Raw genomic sequence first — 15,687 nt, 5'->3', positions numbered from 1 at the left:
GCGAGCGGCGCCCGCCCGCCCGACCGGACCTGACGGCATGCCCGGACCGCAGGACGCCGTCGGCCCACGTCCGGCAACGGGCCCCTCCGCCTCCTGCCCCGCACCCGGCCCGCGCAGGACGCACGGCGAGCGGACCGACCGACCGCCGGCCGCCTCACCCGGGCACGTTCGTCAGATGAGGTCCGCTCCGCACGGCACACGCTCGGCGCGTGGACCCCTCGGCCACCGACCGCACGCGCACGCGGCGTCCCCCGACCACGTCCTGCGGTTGGGCCCTTCCGGGCCACACCGGACCCACCTCGCGCGGGCCCGTCCAGTCAGAGGGACCGCCCGCCCCCGACCGCGCGGTGCCGCGGCAGGCGGACGTGCGTCCGGCGGGTGGAGGCCCTCTTTCTTCCCCAGGCACGACGGCACGCGGGGGACGCAGTCCCCCGGACCACCTCCCCCGCTCACCGCGCGGGCGTCAGGCCGGGACCGTGTCCGTCCGTGTCTTGCGGGCCCGTGCGCCGCGGGCCTCGCCCACCGCGAGGCCCGCCACCGAGCCGAGCATCAGCAGGGTGCCGGCGAGTGTGGCCGCCGTCAGCCGCTCACCGAGCAGGGCGACGGCCAGCACCGCCGCGCTGACCGGTTCGAGCAGCATGATCACGGACACGGTCGCCGACCGTACGACGGCGGCGCCCGCGAAGTAGAGGCCGTAGGCGAGCGCGGTCGGCACGGAGGCGACGTACGCCAGCAGGAGCAGCAGGGTGCCGGGGGCGTCGGTGTGCGGGACCAGCCCCTCGACCGCCGCGAACGGCAGCAGGACCAGGCTGGTGACGGCGAACGCGCCGACGGTGGCGCCGGACGAGTCGGCGCCGCCGTCCCGCCCCCACCAGCGGGTGAGCAGGGTCATCGCCGAGTATCCGGCGGCCGACAGCAGGGCGAGCAGGACGCCCACCGGATCCACGGTGGTCTCCCCGCCACCGAGGACGAGCACCACCAGCCCGACGAGCGCGCCGACGACGGCCGCCAGTCCACCGCCTCCCAGCCGCTCGCCCATGGTGAGCCGGGCGCCGAGGGCGATCAGCACGGGTCCGGCGCCCAGGGTGACGACGGTGGCCACGGCGAGTCCCGTGGCCGAGACGGCGGCGAAGTAGGCGGTCTGGAAGACCGCGAGCCCGACGCCGGTGGCCACGGCCCGCAGCACCCGGCGGCCGAGGGGCGCGCGGACGGCGCCGCGCGAGGCGCGCCCGGACACCAGCCGGGCGGCGTACAGCACGACCAGCCCGGCGGCACAGCGCCAGAAGGACAGGGCGACCGGCCCCATGTCGCTGGTCCGGTAGACCAGCGAGGCGGCGGCGCCCGCGGTGCCCCAGGCGGCACCGGCGACGACCAGATAGACGAGGCCCCGCCCGACGGGCAGGCCGGAGACGTTGTTCGACACGTGTTCTCTCTCCGCAGAGGCGCGCGCCACGCGTCGGCGTGGGCACGGAAGTTCGGAAGGGATCCGGGGTCAGCGCCGGCCGGGGCCGGGGGGACGGGATCCGCGGACTTCGTCTGCGGGCAGCACCGCTACGCCCGGCACGCTGCCGGGCGGATGTACCGGAGGGCCCGCCTCAGGCGGCCGGCGGCGGAAGAACACATGCGTGCGTATGCATGATCAGCACTCTAGGTGGTGGTCCCCGGCGTCGACAACTGCCGTTCGGGCCCGCCGCTCGCCACCGGGTCCTCCGCGGACCGGGCCGGGGCCGAGGACTGGGCGATGAGGGCACCGGCCAGGACCACCACGCCCCCCACGATCTGCGGCGCGGACAGGTGCTCGCCGAGCAGCACCCAGGCGAGGACGGTGGCGATCACCGCCTCCAGACAGGCCACGACACCCGCGACCTGCGGCGAGAGCCGGCGCACCGACAGCACTCCGGTGACGTACGCGGCGACCGTGGCGACGAGGACGATCCAGGCCAGCAGCAGGAACGCGGCGACGGGGGTGCCGTCCATGTCGGCGCTGCCGGTGAGTACGGACCGGTCCATGGACCAGGGGCGGGCGACCACGGTCAGCACGGCGGCGCCGATCAGCAGACCGTAGGCGATGACGCCGAGCGGGTCGGGCGCCTCCTCGCTGTCGCTGCCCTGGTCGGAGAGGACGAAGTAGCCGACCTGGCAGCAGGCGGCGCCGAGCGCGAGCGCCAGGCCGAGCGCGTCGAAGCCGAGCCCCGCCCACACCTCCACGACGCAGGCCAGGCCGCCCACGGCGAGCACCACGCCGACGGCGGCGGCCCGGGTCACCGGCCGCCGCTGCACGAACCGTACCCAGCCGAGGACCAGCGCGGGCGCCAGGTACTCGACGAGCAGCGCGACCCCGACCGGGATACGGGAGATGGCGGCGAAGTAGCAGGCCTGCACACCGGCCACCGCGAACAGGCCGAACCCGGCGAGCAACGCGGGCCGGCGGCGCAGCAGATCCCGGTGGCGTACCGCGAGCGGCAGCATGACGAGGGCGGCGCCCGCCACCCGCAGCCACACCACGTGGAGCGGGTCGAGACCCGCCTCGATCAGCGGCTTGGCCGCCACCCCGGACCCGCCGAAGGCCAGGGCGGACACCAGCGCGAGGGTGAGTCCCACGCCCCGGGCATGGGGGTCGCGGGGAAGGGCAGTCGTAGGCACCGGCACATGATGACAGGGCCCGACAGGAGCGTCACCCCCTGTGGCACCTGTCTCAGCGGGTGGACGGCGCGTCGAGCCCGCCTGTCAGGTCCCGGGGGTCCACCCCGGCGCGCCGCAGCACCTCGACGGCGCGTGCCTGCGGGTCCGCGACGAGTTCGGCGAGCAGGTCCGTACCGCGGACGGGGCCGCCGTCCCGGCGGGCGGCACGGCGCCGGGCCCGCTCCACGCAGACGGCCGCGAGCGGGGAGAAGCCCGTCGCGCCGTCCACGGCCGGGAGTGAGCCGGAGTCCTCGACGGTGCCCTGCCAGCGCAGTCCGTAGCCGATGCTGCGCTGCACCAGGTAGCCGAGCAGCCGGGCGAGGGTGGGCCCCTCGCCGAAGGCGGCCCGTACCTCGGCGTCGGACTCCAGCAGGGAGTGGAGCAGGTGGGCGGTGTCGATCTGCCGGTCCCCGTCCCGGACCACCCTGCGCCGGGCACCGGTCACCACCGCCGCCAGTTCCGCGCCGATCCCGGCGTCGTCGGCCGCGGCACGGGCGGCCTGCGCCTGGGGCCACGGGGCCTGCTGCCGGGGAACGCGGGATCGCACATCCCCCACCTCATCAGTCCCGGCGGTCCGGTACATCCCCGCCGGGAGCCATCTTCGCGTCCCACGAGAAGTGGACACGGCGTGGCGAAATCTCCTCCTTGGGGACGAGATCAGGGCGCCCACGACCAAGGGGCGCGCGCGGTTCCGCGCACGCCCCTCACCCACTTCGGCCGACCCTCGGCCCTTCGGGCCTCAGTCCTCGTCGGCGAGGATCAGGTACAGCTTCTTGCGGGCCTCGTTGATGACGCCGAGGGCCTTCTCGCGCTGCTCCTTGCTGCCCGTCTTCCAGACCTGCCCGAAGGCCTCCATCAGTCCGAAGCCGGCCTGCCGGATCTCACTCAGCGCCTCCCAGTCGACCCCGCGCGAGGCCTCCTCCCAGGGGGCCTCGGGACCGTCCTCGGCCGCCGTGCGTCCCGCCTCGGTGAGGGAGAACAGCTTCTTGCCGCCCTCGGACTCGCTGATGATCAGCCCCTCGTCCTCCAGCAGCTGCAGGGTGGGGTAGACCGAGCCGGGGCTGGGCTTCCACGCGCCGCCGCTGCGCTCGGCGATCTCCTGGATCATCTCGTAGCCGTGCATCGGGCGGTCCTTCAGCAGGGCCAGGATCGAGGCCCGTACGTCACCGCGCCGCGCCCTCCCCCTGGGCCCTCCGCGCCCTCGGCCGCCCCAGGGGCCGCCGTGGCCGAACCCGGGCCCGAAGGGACCACCGGGCCCCCCCGGCCCTCCGGGCCCGAACGGCCCGAAGGCGGCCCGCAGCCGATCGAAGTCCCCCCGACCGACCCGCGGCCCGCCGTGACCATGTCCGCGCTCGTGTCCGTAGCTGTGCATTGCACTCACTCCACTCCATCGTCGACCTATTGCGATGCCTCAACGATATATCGCAACCGCTCGCCCGACAAGACCCGGTGCCATCCCTCGTCTCCGAGCCTCCGGCGCCGTCAGCACGCCCAGATGGGCGGCCGCCCCGGCCCGGACCCGGCATCCCCCGCGGTGGCGCCCAGGCGGAAAGGAGGCCGCCCGCTCGCATCGGCCCGGTACCGGGGCGGGGCTCGGCCCTTACGCTCGCGGCATGCGGATCCGAATCGTCGACGCCTTCACCGACCGTCCCTTCGCCGGCAACCCCGCCGGCGTGCTCCTGCTCGACGCCTTCCCGGACGACTCCTGGATGCAGGACGTCGCCCGGGAGGTGAACCACGCGGAGACGGCCTTCGCCCACCCGCTGTCCGGCGGCGGTGAGGCCGACTGGGCGCTGCGCTGGTTCACGCCCGCCACCGAGGTCGCCCTGTGCGGCCACGCCACGCTGGCCACCGCGCACGTGCTGCACACCACCGGCGCCCACCAGGGCCCGGTCCGGTTCTCCACCCGCAGCGGCGTGCTCGTCGCCGAGCCCGGCGATGACGGCACCGTCACCCTGGACTTCCCCACCGCCCCGCTCACCGCCGTCGACGTTCCCGAGGGCGTCGCGGAGGCGCTCGGTGCTCCCGTCGGCACGGCTTTCGACACCGGTCCGAACGTCGGGGACCTGCTGGTCGAGCTGGCCGACGAAGAGACAGTGCGCTCCCTGCGGCCCGACCTCAAGTCCCTGGCCGCCTACTCCGAGCGCGGCATCATCGCCACCGCCCGCGCCGAGGCCCCGAACCTCGGTCACGACTTCGTCTCCCGCTGCTTCTTCCCCAACGTGGGCATCGACGAGGACCACGTCACGGGCAGCGCGCACACCGCGCTGGCCCCCTACTGGTCGCAGCGGCTCGGCCGCGCGGCCCTCACCGGGCTCCAGGCCTCACCGCGCTCGGGCCTCGTCCGCACCGAGGTGCGCGGCGCCCGCACCCTGCTCGGCGGGCGGGCGGTGACGGTCGTCGAGGGCGACCTGCTGGTCTGATCCGCCCGGTGGCACGCCGAAGGGGGCGTACGGATGCGCCGTGCTCGGCCCCCGTACGCCCCCTTTGCCGCGGCTCACGCCGTCGGCAGCCAGTCGACCTTGCCGGCCAGCAGCGCGTAGCCGACGAACGCCCCGATGTCGAGGAAGGTGTGCGCGGCCACCAGCGGGCCGACCCGCCCCCAGCGGCGGTAGAGGTACACGAACACGACCCCCATGACCATGTTGCCGATGAAGCCGCCGATGCCCTGGTAGAGGTGGTACGACCCGCGCAGCCCCGCGCTGGCCGCCATGGAGGCCCTCGGCGACCAGCCGAGCTGGTCGAGCCGCCGCACCAGGTACCCGACCACGACGACCTCTTCGAGGATCGAGTTCTGGGCCGCCGAAAGGATCAGCACCGGGTACTTCCACCACACCTCGGGCAGCGCCTCCGGCACCACGGTGAGGTTGAAGCCGAGCGCGCGCACGGCCAGGTAGAAGGCGATGCCGCTGCTGCCGATGACCGCGGCGATCGCGGCACCCCGGCCGAGGTCGGACCAGGGCCGGGTGCGGTCGAATCCGAGGGCACGCAGTCCGGAGCCCTCGCGCAGCAGCAGGTGGGCGACCAGGGCCACCGGCACCAGCGCGGTGGTGATGCCGAACAGCTGCCAGGCGAGGTCGAGCCAGGGCCGGCCCGGCGCGGCCGAGGCGTTGAGCGTGGCCGCCTGGTCCTTCAGACCGCCCGGCCTGGTGACCGAGCCCACGAAACTGATCAGCGCCGACACGCCGCTCGCGCCGAGCGACAGCGCGAGGACGAGCAGTGTCTCGTCACGGAGCGTCCTCCGCGAGAGCGTCCGCTCCGGATACGCATCGGCCCCCGGGCCCGCCGCCTCCGCCTGCACACCTGCCTCCACATCACCGATCGGTCCGATCAGTATGAAGGCAGATCCTGTGCGGCCGGCCGCGGGTCCGGGCGCCGCTCAGCCCGTCGGCACCGGCTCGGGCAGCCCGACCGGCCAGGTGTGCACGGGGTCGCCCTGCTTGGTCAGCTCCCGGTACCGGCGGGTGGTGGCGGCCAGTGCCTCCTGGCGTCCGAGGCCCAGGTCCAGCGCCCGGTGGAACGTCGCGGCCTGCCAGGACGCCCCGTTCACCCGGCGCCGGCAGCGCTCCTCGATCACCCCGAGGTACCGGTCCCGGTCGGCGGGTTCGATCCCCCACGCGTCCAGCCCGGCCTCGGCCAGCGGCAACAGCTCCTCCCGTACGAGGGTGACCGCGTCCACCTCGCCCAGGCCGCCGAGCCGGCCGCGCCGGGGCCAGGTGAAGCGGGCGTCGATGCCGTGCTTGCAGGCGGCGTCGAAGTTGGCGGCGGCGGCCTCGAACGGCAGCCGGGTCCACACCGGGCGGCTGTCCTCGGCCAGGGCGCGGACGAGGCCGTAGTAGAAGGCCGCGTTCGCCACCACGTCGGTCACCGTGGGCCCGGCGGGCAGCACGCGGTTCTCCACCCGCAGGTGGGGAACGCCGTCGGCGATGTCGTAGACGGGGCGGTTCCAGCGGTAGACGGTGCCGTTGTGCAGGACGAGTTCGGAGAGCGAGGGGACGCCACCGCGGTCCAGCACCTCGAGCGGGTCCTCGTCGTCGCAGATGGGCAGCAGGGCCGGGAAGTAGCGCAGGTTCTCCTCGAAGAGGTCGAACGCCGACGTCACCCAGCGTTCCCCGAACCAGGTGCGCGGCCGTACGCCCTGCGCCTTGAGCTCCGGCGGGCGGGTGTCGGTGGACTGCTGGAACAGCGGCGGCCGCGACTCGCGCCACAGCTCGCGGCCGAACAGGAACGGCGAGTTGGCGCCCACGGCGATCTGCGCGGCGGCCACGACCTGCGCCGCGTTCCACACGTCGGGGAACCGCTCCGGGGTGACCTGGAGGTGCAGCTGCACCGAGGTGCAGGCGGCCTCCGGGGCGATCGACTTCGACGTGCAGCTCAGCTGCTCCACGCCGTCGATGTCGAGCGTGAAGTCCTCGCCGCGCGCGGCCACGATCTGATCGTTGAGCAGTGCGTAGCGGTCGACGTCGGAAAGGTTCGACGAGACGAGGTCGTCGCGGTCGAGGGTCGGCAGGATGCCGATCATCACGATGCCCGCGTCCACCTCCTGGGCTTTACGGTCGGCGTAGGAGAGCGAGGTGCGCAGTTCCTCGTCGAGCCGGTCGAATACCCGCCCGCCCAGCCGGTGCGGGGCGATGTTCACTTCCAGATTGAACATGGCGAGTTCGGTTTGGAAGTCCCTGCTGGCGATCCTCTCGAGGACTTGCGCATTCAACATTTTCGGCATGCCGTCGGCGCCCGCGAGATTGAGCTCGATCTCCAGCCCCATGAGGTTCTTGGGGCGGTCGAACCGCTTCTCCGTCAGGAGTCGCTCCAGGCCCGTCAGGCACCTGCGGAGCTTCTCGCGGTAGCGCTGGCGATCGGACAGGTCGAACTGACCTGCCACGACCTTTTCCCCCATCGAAGCGTCCCTCCTCGGATGGCGTACCGAAGATCGGCCGCCGGGGTCCCGGTCCACAAGCAAGGATGCCCCGCGGATGCGATCGATAACGCCCCGGATCGGTGTGGCGCCCGCTACTCTGGGCGAGGTGTCCAGTGGCACATTCACGGGGCAATACGCGGAACGCGTATCACGGCACGGTTGCCGGCTCGTGAAAAACGCCGACCGGAATGGGCCGACCGCTCGACGGTCATTGCCCGAGGTCAGTGGCGTGCACCCCCTCGGGAATCGGCATCTTTTTCGCATTTCGCCGACCTGAAATACCCTTGCCGGAGTCACCGGAGAGAGCTAGACGAAACATAGTCTCAACCCGTGTCGTATAAACTTCGTGCACAAGGCAGAACCAGGTTGGCGCCCATGGTCGAGTGATCCAGCCGTGGGACGGCGTGCGGCTCACCTCACCCCCGTCTCCCGCTCAGACCCCGGCCCCGCCTCTCTGACCTTCGCGAGCTGACAGCGCCGTCCGCACCGCCACGCCCCGCCCTCGCGCCACTGTGCCTTCGAATGAGAGGCGACCCACCATGCCGCTGCACGTACCTCCGGCTCCCGCGCCCGCACTGCGTTCCGTCCTGACCGCGCTCTCGTCACCGACCGCGGTGCGCGACGCCCGAACTCCCTCCCTGCTCCGCGCACAAGGGCCCGCCTCGCCCGAGCTTCCGCTGCCCGTGCACGTCCTCGACCGGGTCACCGCCGACGGCGAGACCTCGACGACGCTCGCCGGGTGGCGCTTCCTGATCCGCACCGGCGACCGCGCGGTGGCCGCGGCCGACACCGTCCTCACCGCCGACGGCTGGGCCTTCTCCCGCTTCTTCGAAGGCCCGTACATCACGTCGACGGAGCTCGCGCTGCGCCAGGCGGAGAGCATGACGCAGCCGTACCAGCCCCGCCTGCTGTCCGTGCCCGGCCTGTACATGCTGGCGCTCTGGCTGCACGGCGACCCCGAGGCCGACGGCGCCGCCGGCGGCCCGGCCCCCACCGACCTGCTGGTGCCGCTGGCTCCGGCCCCGCCCGGCATCGCGGCCCACCGCCCGCACCGGGTCACCGACCTGCTGCCGGTACTGACCCACCGGGTGTCACCCACCCGCCTCCTCGGCTCACCGGCCTGACCTGCCCCAGCACCTGCGCGTACCCCGTCCTCCGCGACCCGGGAGGCGGGGTACGCGCCTGCGGACTAGTCCTCTTCGGCCTCCCCGAACCACCCGAAAGGACAGTGCAGTTGGGATGAACCGTCCGCGCGGGTGACGCGTCATGAACCTGTGAGGGGCGGTGCCGCGAAATGCCTGCGGATCGTCGCCCGTGGGGCAACACTGGATCCCGACCGACTTATCACAACGGGGGGCGGCCATGAACGACGTTCCATGCCGCGCGACTGACGCAACAGCCCACTCACAGGTCACCATGAAGCGAGAGAACCCACCCATGTGCCAGCACCAGCCACCGTGCCCCTCAGCCGAGTCCGCCGACCGGGAATCCGCCCGTCTCGTGGCGCACCACCCGGAGCAGGGCTGGAGCCTGCTGTGCAACGGTGTCGTGCTCTTCGAGGACACCGGTGAACTCCTGCCCGACGGCAGCGTCATCGCCCCGCAGCGTCCTCGGGGCGTCACACTGACGTCCGCCTGAGCGCGTCCGGGCGGGACGGGCCCGCCCACCGACCACAGGGGCCGGCCGCGGCACTCCCGCGAACCGGCCCCGACGCATGTGCGCGGCCCCTCACCCACCGTCGGCACCGACCCGGTGGTGCGCCTCCGGTGGCCGTGGCGCCCTATCGTGACCGGCATGCAGTCCTACACGATCGGCCAGGCAGCGCGGCTGCTCGGCGTGAGCCCGGACACCGCCCGGCGCTGGGCGGACGCGGGGCGCCTCACCACCCGGCGCGACGACGGCGGACGGCGGGTCGTCGACGGGCGTGACCTGGCGGCGTTCTCCGTCGCGCTCGCCAAGGAGGCCACGCCCGAGGAGGGCACTCCGTACACCTCCGCCCGCAACGCCTTCCCCGGCATCGTCACCGCGATCAAACTCGGTGACGTCGCCGCCCAGGTCGAGATCCAGGCCGGCCCGCACCGCCTGGTCTCCCTGCTCACCCGGGAGGCCGTCGAGGAACTGGGCCTGGAGGTAGGCGTGGAGGCCACCGCCCGCGTGAAGTCGACGAACGTCCACATCGACCGCACCTGACACCGACAGGATTTGTGGAGTCGCACATGCGGGCCGATCCCTCACTTCACGCTCGCTCGTGCGATGAGACAGGTGCGGAACACCTCGCAGATGCGCCATCATGAGGAACACGGGGGCATGACCCTCCGCAGACGCCCGTGCAGCGAGGGAGTGCACTCGGATGATCCGTTCCGCCCGCCGGACCGCCGGCCTCGCAGCCGTCGCGCTCCTGACCGGCCTCGGGCTCACCGCCTGTTCCTCCTCCGAAGACTCCGCGGCCGGCACCGGTGACGGGAGCCCGAGGGGCACGGTCACCGTCTTCGCCGCCGCCTCGCTCAAGGAGACCTTCACGGCGCTGGGCGAGCGCTTCGAGCAGCGGCACCCGGGCACCGAGGTGACCTTCAACTTCGGCGGCAGCGACTCCCTGGCCGCCGGAATCGCGGGCGGGGCCCCCGCCGACGTCTTCGCCGCGGCCAGCACCACGACGATGGACCGCGTCGCGGACGAAGGGCTCACCGCGGGCGACCCGGCCACCTTCACGCGCAACCGCCTGGAGATCGCCACCGCCCCCGGCAACCCGCACGGGATCACCTCCCTGAAGGATTTGGCCGATCCCGGCCTCAAGGTCGTGCTCTGCGACGAGACGGTGCCGTGCGGGGCCGCCGCGCGGAAGGCGCTGAAGGCGGCCGGCGTCCGGGTCACGCCCGCCTCGTACGAGCAGGACGTGAAGAGCGCGCTGACCAAGGTGCGGTTGAAGGAGGCGGACGCCGCCGTCGTGTACCGCACGGATGTGAGGGCGGCCGGTGACAAGGTGGACGGCGTGGACTTCCCGGAGGCCGCCCAGGCCGTCAACGACTACCCGATCGCCCGCCTCGAGAGTTCCGGCAACCCCGTGACGGCCGACGCCTTCGTCGCGCTGGTGACGTCGCCGGAGGGACGGAAGGTGCTCCGCGGGGCGGGATTCCTCACACCATGACGACCACCCGGCAAACGTCCCGCGGCACACGGCGGCGGCCGCCCCGGGCCCCCGGCCGCGGTGTCCCGCTCGCCCTCCTCGCGCCCGCCCTGCTCGGCCTGGCGTTCCTCCTGGTGCCCTTGCTCGCCCTCGTCGTACGGGCGCCGTGGAGTGGCCTGCCGGAGCAGCTGACCAGCCCCGCGGTGTGGGACGCGCTGCGTCTGTCGCTGGTCTGCGCGACCACGGCGACCGCGCTGAGCCTGCTGGTCGGTGTCCCGCTGGCCTGGCTGCTGGCCCGCACCGACTTCCCCGGGCGGGGTCTGGTCCGCGCCCTGGTGACGCTCCCGCTGGTGCTGCCCCCGGTGGTCGGCGGTGTCGCCCTGCTGCTGGCGCTGGGCCGCAACGGCATCGTGGGCCGGTGGCTGGACGCGTGGTTCGGCGTCACCCTGCCGTTCACCACCGCCGGTGTCGTCCTGGCGGAGACGTTCGTCGCGCTGCCGTTCCTGGTGATCAGCGTCGAGGGGACGCTGCGGGCCGCCGACCCGCGGTTCGAGGAGGCGGCGGCCACCCTGGGGGCGTCCCGCTTCACCGCGTTCCGGCGCGTGACCCTGCCGCTGATCGCTCCGGGCGTCGCGGCCGGTGCCGTGCTGGCCTGGGCCCGCGCCCTGGGCGAGTTCGGCGCGACGATCACCTTCGCGGGCAACTTCCCGGGCCGCACCCAGACCATGCCGCTCGCCGTCTACCTCGCCCTGCAGAACGACCCGGCCGCCGCGATCGCCCTCAGCCTGGTGCTGCTCGCCGTGTCGGTCGCCGTGCTGGCCGGGCTGCGGGACCGCTGGGTGAGGGCCGTCTGACCGATGCAGAAGCACCCCGCACAGACATCCGGCACCTCCCCCGCCCCCGGCACCGCGACGGCCGAGGGCCTGGACGCCCACCTGGTCGTGGACCGGGGCTCCTTCCGCCTGGACGTCGCGCTGACGGCCGCCCCCGGCGACGTGGTCGCCCTGCTCGGCCCGAACGGCGCCGGCAAGACCACCGCACTGCGGGCCCTCGCCGGTCTCGCGCCCCTCACCGACGGCCGTCTGCGGCTGGACGGCACGGACCTCGCCCGCACCCCGCCCGAGTCACGGCCGGTAGGCGTCGTCTTCCAGGACTACCTGCTCTTCCCGCATCTGACCGCCCTCGACAACGTGGCCTTCGGTCCCCGCTGCCGGGGCGTCGGCAAGGCGGAGGCGCGCGCCCGGGCGGCCGGCTGGCTGGACCGCATGGGGCTGGCCGAGCACGCCGGCGCCAGACCCCGGCGGCTCTCCGGCGGCCAGGCCCAGCGCGTGGCGCTCGCCCGCGCCCTGGCCACCGACCCGCGGCTGCTGCTCCTGGACGAGCCCCTCGCCGCGCTGGACGCCCGCACCCGGCTGGAGGTACGGGCGCAACTGCGCCGTCACCTGGCCGAGTTCGAGGCCGTCGCGGTGCTGGTGACGCACGACCCGCTGGACGCCATGGTGCTCGCCGACCGGCTGGTCGTCGTGGAGGAGGGCCGGGTCGTGCAGGAGGGCGCGCCCGCCGAGATCGCCCGGCGCCCGCGCACCGAGTACATCGCCCAGCTGGTCGGCCTGAACCTCTACCGCGGCCACGCGGACGGCCACACGGTACGGCTGGACGCCGGGCCGTCGGTCAGCACCACCGAGGACCTGACCGGGCCCGCCTTCGTCGCCTTTCCGCCCGGTGCCGTCACCCTGTACCGGGACCGGCCCACCGGTTCCAGCGCGCGCAACCACTGGCGCTGCGCGGTGGCCGGTCTGGAGAGCCACGGCGACCAGATCCGGGTCGAGCTGACCGGCGAACTGCCGCTGGCCGCCGACCTCACCACGGTCGCCGTCGCCGAACTGGGCCTGCACCCGGGCGCACCGGTCTGGGCGGCGGTCAAGGCGACGCAGACGCACGCCTACCCCGCCTGACCGGTCCCGGGTACCGGTCCGGAGAACGCCGAGGGGCCCCGCCCGGCTCGCCCGGGCGGGGCCCCTCAGGCCGTGCGTCAGTCCTCGTACGCGTCCAGCGGCGGGCAGGAGCAGACCAGGTTGCGGTCGCCGTAGGCCTGGTCGATGCGGCGCACCGGCGGCCAGTACTTGTCGGCGGCGTTCACCCCGGCCGGGAAGACGGCCTCCTGGCGGTCGTACGCGTGCTCCCACGCACCGGCGAGCGCGCCCGCGGTGTGCGGGGCGTTGCGCAGCGGGTTGTCCTCCGCGGGCCACTCGCCGGAGCCGACCTTCTCGATCTCGGCGCGGATGGCGATCATCGCCTCGCAGAACCGGTCGAGCTCGGTCAGGTCCTCGGACTCGGTGGGCTCGATCATCAGCGTGCCGGCGACCGGGAAGGACATCGTCGGCGCGTGGAAGCCGTAGTCGATGAGCCGCTTGGCCACGTCGTCCACGCTGACGCCCGTCGCCTTGGTCAGCGGGCGCAGGTCGATGATGCACTCGTGCGCGACCAGCCCGCCCGGGCCGGTGTAGAGCACCGGGTAGTGCGGCTCGAGGCGCTTGGCGATGTAGTTGGCGCTGAGCACGGCCACCTGCGTGGCCCGCTTCAGGCCCTCGCCGCCCATCAGCCGGACGTACGCCCAGGAGATGGGCAGGATGCCGGCCGAGCCCCAGGGGGCGGCCGAGATGGGCCCGACGCCCGTCTCCGGACCGGCCTCCGGCTGCAGCGGGTGGTTCGGCAGGTACGGGGCGAGGTGCGCGCGCACGCCGACCGGGCCGACACCGGGACCGCCGCCGCCGTGCGGGATGCAGAACGTCTTGTGCAGGTTCAGGTGGGAGACGTCGCCGCCGAAGTGGCCGGGCTTGGCCAGACCGACGAGCGCGTTGAGGTTGGCGCCGTCCACGTACACCTGGCCGCCGGCCTCGTGCACCTCGGCGCAGATGTCGGCGACGTGCTCCTCGAACACACCGTGCGTCGACGGGTACGTGATCATCAGCACGGCCAGCTCGTCACGGTGCTGCTCGATCTTGGCCCGCAGGTCCGCCACGTCGATCTCGCCGTCGTCGGACGTCTTGACCACGACGACCTTCATGCCGGCCATCACGGCCGACGCGGCGTTGGTGCCGTGCGCGGAGGACGGGATGAGGCAGACGGTGCGCTGCTCGTCGCCGTTGGCGCGGTGGTATCCGCGGACGGCGAGCAGACCGGCCAGCTCGCCCTGGGAGCCGGCGTTGGGCTGCAGGGAGACCTTGTCGTAGCCGGTGACCTCGGCGAGTCGTTCCTCCAGCTCGTGGATGAGCGTGAGGTACCCCTGCGCCTGCTCGGCCGGGACGAACGGGTGCAGCTGGCCGAACTCGGGCCAGGTGACCGGCTCCATCTCGGTGGTCGCGTTGAGCTTCATGGTGCAGGAGCCCAGCGGGATCATGCCGCGGTCCAGCGCGTAGTCGCGGTCGGCGAGGCGGCGCAGGTAGCGCAGCATGGCCGTCTCGGAGCGGTGCTGCCGGAAGACCGGGTGCGTGAGGTAGTCGTCGGTGCGCAGCAGCGCGTCCGGCAGGGTGTCGGAAGCGGCGGCGTCCAGGGCCTCGACGTCGGCCTCGACGCCGAAGGCGCTCCACACGGCGGCGACCTGGTCGCGGGTGGTGGTCTCGTCGCAGGCGACGGAGACGGTGTCGGCGTCGACGAGGCGCAGGTTCACGCCGTTGTCCCGGGCCGTGGCGACGACCTCGGCGGCCCGCCCGGCGACCCGCACGGTCAGCGTGTCGAAGTAGGAGCCGTGCACGACCTCGGTGCCGCCGGAGCGCAGCCCCTCGGCGAGGATCGCGGCGTAGCGGTGGGTGCGCCGGGCGATGGTCCGCAGGCCCTCGGGACCGTGGTAGACGGCGTACATGCCGGCCATGACGGCGAGCAGCACCTGCGCGGTGCAGATGTTGCTGGTGGCCTTCTCGCGGCGGATGTGCTGCTCACGGGTCTGCAGCGCGAGGCGGTACGCCTTGTTGCCGTCGGCGTCGACGGAGACGCCGACGAGGCGGCCGGGCAGGCTGCGCGCCATCTTCTCCTGCACCGCCATGTAACCGGCGTGCGGTCCGCCGAAGCCCATCGGGACGCCGAAGCGCTGCGTGGTGCCGACCGCGATGTCCGCGCCCAGCTCGCCGGGGGACTTCAGCAGGGTGAGGGCCAGCAGGTCCGCGGCGACGGTGACGAGCGCACCGCGCTCGTGCGCCTGGTCGATGACGGGCTTGATGTCCCGTACGGCACCGGAGGCGCCCGGGTACTGGATCAGGACGCCGTTGATCTCCCGGCCGTCGAGCTCGGCGGGGATGCCGTCGGCCAGATCGGCGACGACGACCTCGACGCCGGTCGGCTCGGCGCGGGTCTCGATGACGGCGACGGTCTGCGGCAGGGCGTCCGCGTCGACCAGGAAGAGGCCCTTCTTGTTCTTGCCCATGCGCCGGGACAGCGCCATCGCCTCGGCGGCCGCGGTGCCCTCGTCCAGCAGCGAGGCGCCGGCCGTCGGCAGGCCGGTCAGCTCGGCGACCATCGTCTGGAAGTTCAGCAGCGCCTCGAGCCGCCCCTGCGAGATCTCCGGCTGGTACGGCGTGTAGGCCGTGTACCAGGCGGGGTTCTCCATCACGTTGCGCAGGATGACGGGCGGGGTGAAGGTGCCGTAGTACCCCAGGCCGATCATCGAGCCGAGCACCTGGTTGCGGTCGGCCAGGCCGCGCAGCTCGGCGAGCACCTCGGCCTCGCTCCGGGCGCCGGGCAGGTCGAGCGCGTCGGCGTTCTTGATCACGTCGGGCACGGCGGCGGCGGTCAGCTCGTCGAGTGAGCCGTAGCCGACCTGGGCGAGCATCTTCGCCCGGGCCTCGTGGTCGGGGCCGATGTGACGCTGCTCGAAGGGAATTCCCTGTTCGAGCTCGGAGAGCGGGGTACGGGGGACGGTCATTGAGGAGGCCTCCTGGTCCGACGACCTTCGAGGGGCACCACGGCG

The 15,687-nt window shown here is 73.4% G+C and carries 14 protein-coding genes; 7 read left to right on the top strand and 7 right to left on the bottom strand.

The window, feature by feature from the left end:
• Positions 1–463: 463 nt before the first annotated feature.
• From ACIF8S_RS29030 to ACIF8S_RS29015, 4 genes are all read right to left on the bottom strand, one after another.
• Entirely contained in the window at positions 464–1,423 is a 960-nt protein-coding gene (locus tag ACIF8S_RS29030; protein ID WP_400003015.1) for a DMT family transporter, read from the bottom strand.
• A 224-nt stretch (positions 1,424–1,647) separates the two neighbouring features.
• Entirely contained in the window at positions 1,648–2,649 is a 1,002-nt protein-coding gene (locus ACIF8S_RS29025) for an EamA family transporter (protein WP_400003013.1), read from the bottom strand.
• 46 nt (positions 2,650–2,695) lie between these two features.
• Positions 2,696–3,229: a Clp protease N-terminal domain-containing protein gene (locus tag ACIF8S_RS29020; protein ID WP_400003011.1), complete on the bottom strand. Its 534-nt coding sequence runs from the start codon at positions 3,227–3,229 to the stop codon at positions 2,696–2,698.
• A 192-nt stretch (positions 3,230–3,421) separates the two neighbouring features.
• On the bottom strand, positions 3,422–4,054 hold the full coding sequence (locus ACIF8S_RS29015) for a PadR family transcriptional regulator (RefSeq protein ID WP_400003009.1): 633 nt from the start codon (positions 4,052–4,054) through the stop codon (positions 3,422–3,424).
• A 241-nt stretch (positions 4,055–4,295) separates the two neighbouring features.
• On the opposite strand from ACIF8S_RS29015, the gene ACIF8S_RS29010 reads away from it, so the two are divergent.
• Positions 4,296–5,105 carry a PhzF family phenazine biosynthesis protein gene (locus ACIF8S_RS29010; RefSeq protein WP_400003007.1) on the top strand — a complete coding sequence of 270 codons (810 nt, stop codon included), beginning with the start codon at positions 4,296–4,298 and terminating at the stop codon, positions 5,103–5,105.
• 74 nt (positions 5,106–5,179) lie between these two features.
• Here ACIF8S_RS29010 and ACIF8S_RS29005 read toward each other — a convergent pair whose 3' ends face one another.
• The gene (locus ACIF8S_RS29005) at positions 5,180–5,983 is read right to left on the bottom strand and encodes a CPBP family intramembrane glutamic endopeptidase (RefSeq protein WP_400003005.1); all 804 of its coding nucleotides are present in this window, start codon (positions 5,981–5,983) and stop codon (positions 5,180–5,182) included.
• 78 nt (positions 5,984–6,061) lie between these two features.
• Entirely contained in the window at positions 6,062–7,579 is a 1,518-nt protein-coding gene (locus ACIF8S_RS29000; RefSeq protein ID WP_400003004.1) for a glutamate--cysteine ligase, read from the bottom strand.
• A 560-nt stretch (positions 7,580–8,139) separates the two neighbouring features.
• On the opposite strand from ACIF8S_RS29000, the gene ACIF8S_RS28995 reads away from it, so the two are divergent.
• The 6 genes from ACIF8S_RS28995 (at position 8,140) to ACIF8S_RS28970 (ending at position 12,679) form a co-directional block, all read left to right on the top strand.
• A complete protein-coding gene (locus tag ACIF8S_RS28995) occupies positions 8,140–8,724 on the top strand; it encodes a hypothetical protein (protein WP_349799859.1) in 585 nt (194 codons plus the stop codon).
• A 313-nt stretch (positions 8,725–9,037) separates the two neighbouring features.
• Positions 9,038–9,238, top strand: a complete 201-nt coding sequence (locus ACIF8S_RS28990) for a DUF5999 family protein (RefSeq protein ID WP_349799861.1) — start codon at positions 9,038–9,040, stop codon at positions 9,236–9,238.
• A gap of 156 nt (positions 9,239–9,394) precedes the next feature.
• Positions 9,395–9,790: a helix-turn-helix transcriptional regulator gene (locus tag ACIF8S_RS28985; RefSeq protein WP_349799863.1), complete on the top strand. Its 396-nt coding sequence runs from the start codon at positions 9,395–9,397 to the stop codon at positions 9,788–9,790.
• 160 nt (positions 9,791–9,950) lie between these two features.
• Positions 9,951–10,745, top strand: a complete 795-nt coding sequence (gene modA, locus ACIF8S_RS28980; protein WP_400003002.1) for a molybdate ABC transporter substrate-binding protein — start codon at positions 9,951–9,953, stop codon at positions 10,743–10,745.
• Positions 10,742–11,578, top strand: a complete 837-nt coding sequence (gene modB, locus ACIF8S_RS28975) for a molybdate ABC transporter permease subunit (protein WP_400003000.1) — start codon at positions 10,742–10,744, stop codon at positions 11,576–11,578. Before modA ends, modB begins: the two co-directional genes overlap by 4 nt.
• Before the next feature lie 3 nt (positions 11,579–11,581).
• Positions 11,582–12,679, top strand: coding sequence for an ABC transporter ATP-binding protein (locus ACIF8S_RS28970; RefSeq protein ID WP_400002999.1), 1,098 nt, complete (start codon positions 11,582–11,584; stop codon positions 12,677–12,679).
• Between the two features lie 77 nt (positions 12,680–12,756).
• Here ACIF8S_RS28970 and gcvP read toward each other — a convergent pair whose 3' ends face one another.
• On the bottom strand, positions 12,757–15,642 hold the full coding sequence (gcvP, locus tag ACIF8S_RS28965) for an aminomethyl-transferring glycine dehydrogenase (RefSeq protein ID WP_400002997.1): 2,886 nt from the start codon (positions 15,640–15,642) through the stop codon (positions 12,757–12,759).
• Positions 15,643–15,687: the final 45 nt, after the last annotated feature.

Source organism: Streptomyces sp. NPDC085937 (assembly GCF_044540535.1).
Lineage (GTDB): Bacteria > Actinomycetota > Actinomycetes > Streptomycetales > Streptomycetaceae > Streptomyces.
This window is presented reverse-complemented; position numbering and strand designations above follow the sequence as displayed.

What these genes read in the sequence shown, in the direction of transcription:
- ACIF8S_RS29015 (WP_400003009.1), bottom strand. Translation starts at nt 4,054, where the DNA reads ATGCACAGCTACGGACACGAGCGCGGACATGGTCACGGCGGGCCGCGG.
- ACIF8S_RS29010 (WP_400003007.1), top strand. Translation starts at nt 4,296, where the DNA reads ATGCGGATCCGAATCGTCGACGCCTTCACCGACCGTCCCTTCGCCGGC.
- ACIF8S_RS29000 (WP_400003004.1), bottom strand. Translation starts at nt 7,579, where the DNA reads ATGGGGGAAAAGGTCGTGGCAGGTCAGTTCGACCTGTCCGATCGCCAG.
- ACIF8S_RS28995 (WP_349799859.1), top strand. Translation starts at nt 8,140, where the DNA reads ATGCCGCTGCACGTACCTCCGGCTCCCGCGCCCGCACTGCGTTCCGTC.
- ACIF8S_RS28990 (WP_349799861.1), top strand. Translation starts at nt 9,038, where the DNA reads ATGTGCCAGCACCAGCCACCGTGCCCCTCAGCCGAGTCCGCCGACCGG.
- ACIF8S_RS28985 (WP_349799863.1), top strand. Translation starts at nt 9,395, where the DNA reads ATGCAGTCCTACACGATCGGCCAGGCAGCGCGGCTGCTCGGCGTGAGC.
- modA (WP_400003002.1), top strand. Translation starts at nt 9,951, where the DNA reads ATGATCCGTTCCGCCCGCCGGACCGCCGGCCTCGCAGCCGTCGCGCTC.
- modB (WP_400003000.1), top strand. Translation starts at nt 10,742, where the DNA reads ATGACGACCACCCGGCAAACGTCCCGCGGCACACGGCGGCGGCCGCCC.
- ACIF8S_RS28970 (WP_400002999.1), top strand. Translation starts at nt 11,582, where the DNA reads ATGCAGAAGCACCCCGCACAGACATCCGGCACCTCCCCCGCCCCCGGC.
- gcvP (WP_400002997.1), bottom strand. Translation starts at nt 15,642, where the DNA reads ATGACCGTCCCCCGTACCCCGCTCTCCGAGCTCGAACAGGGAATTCCC.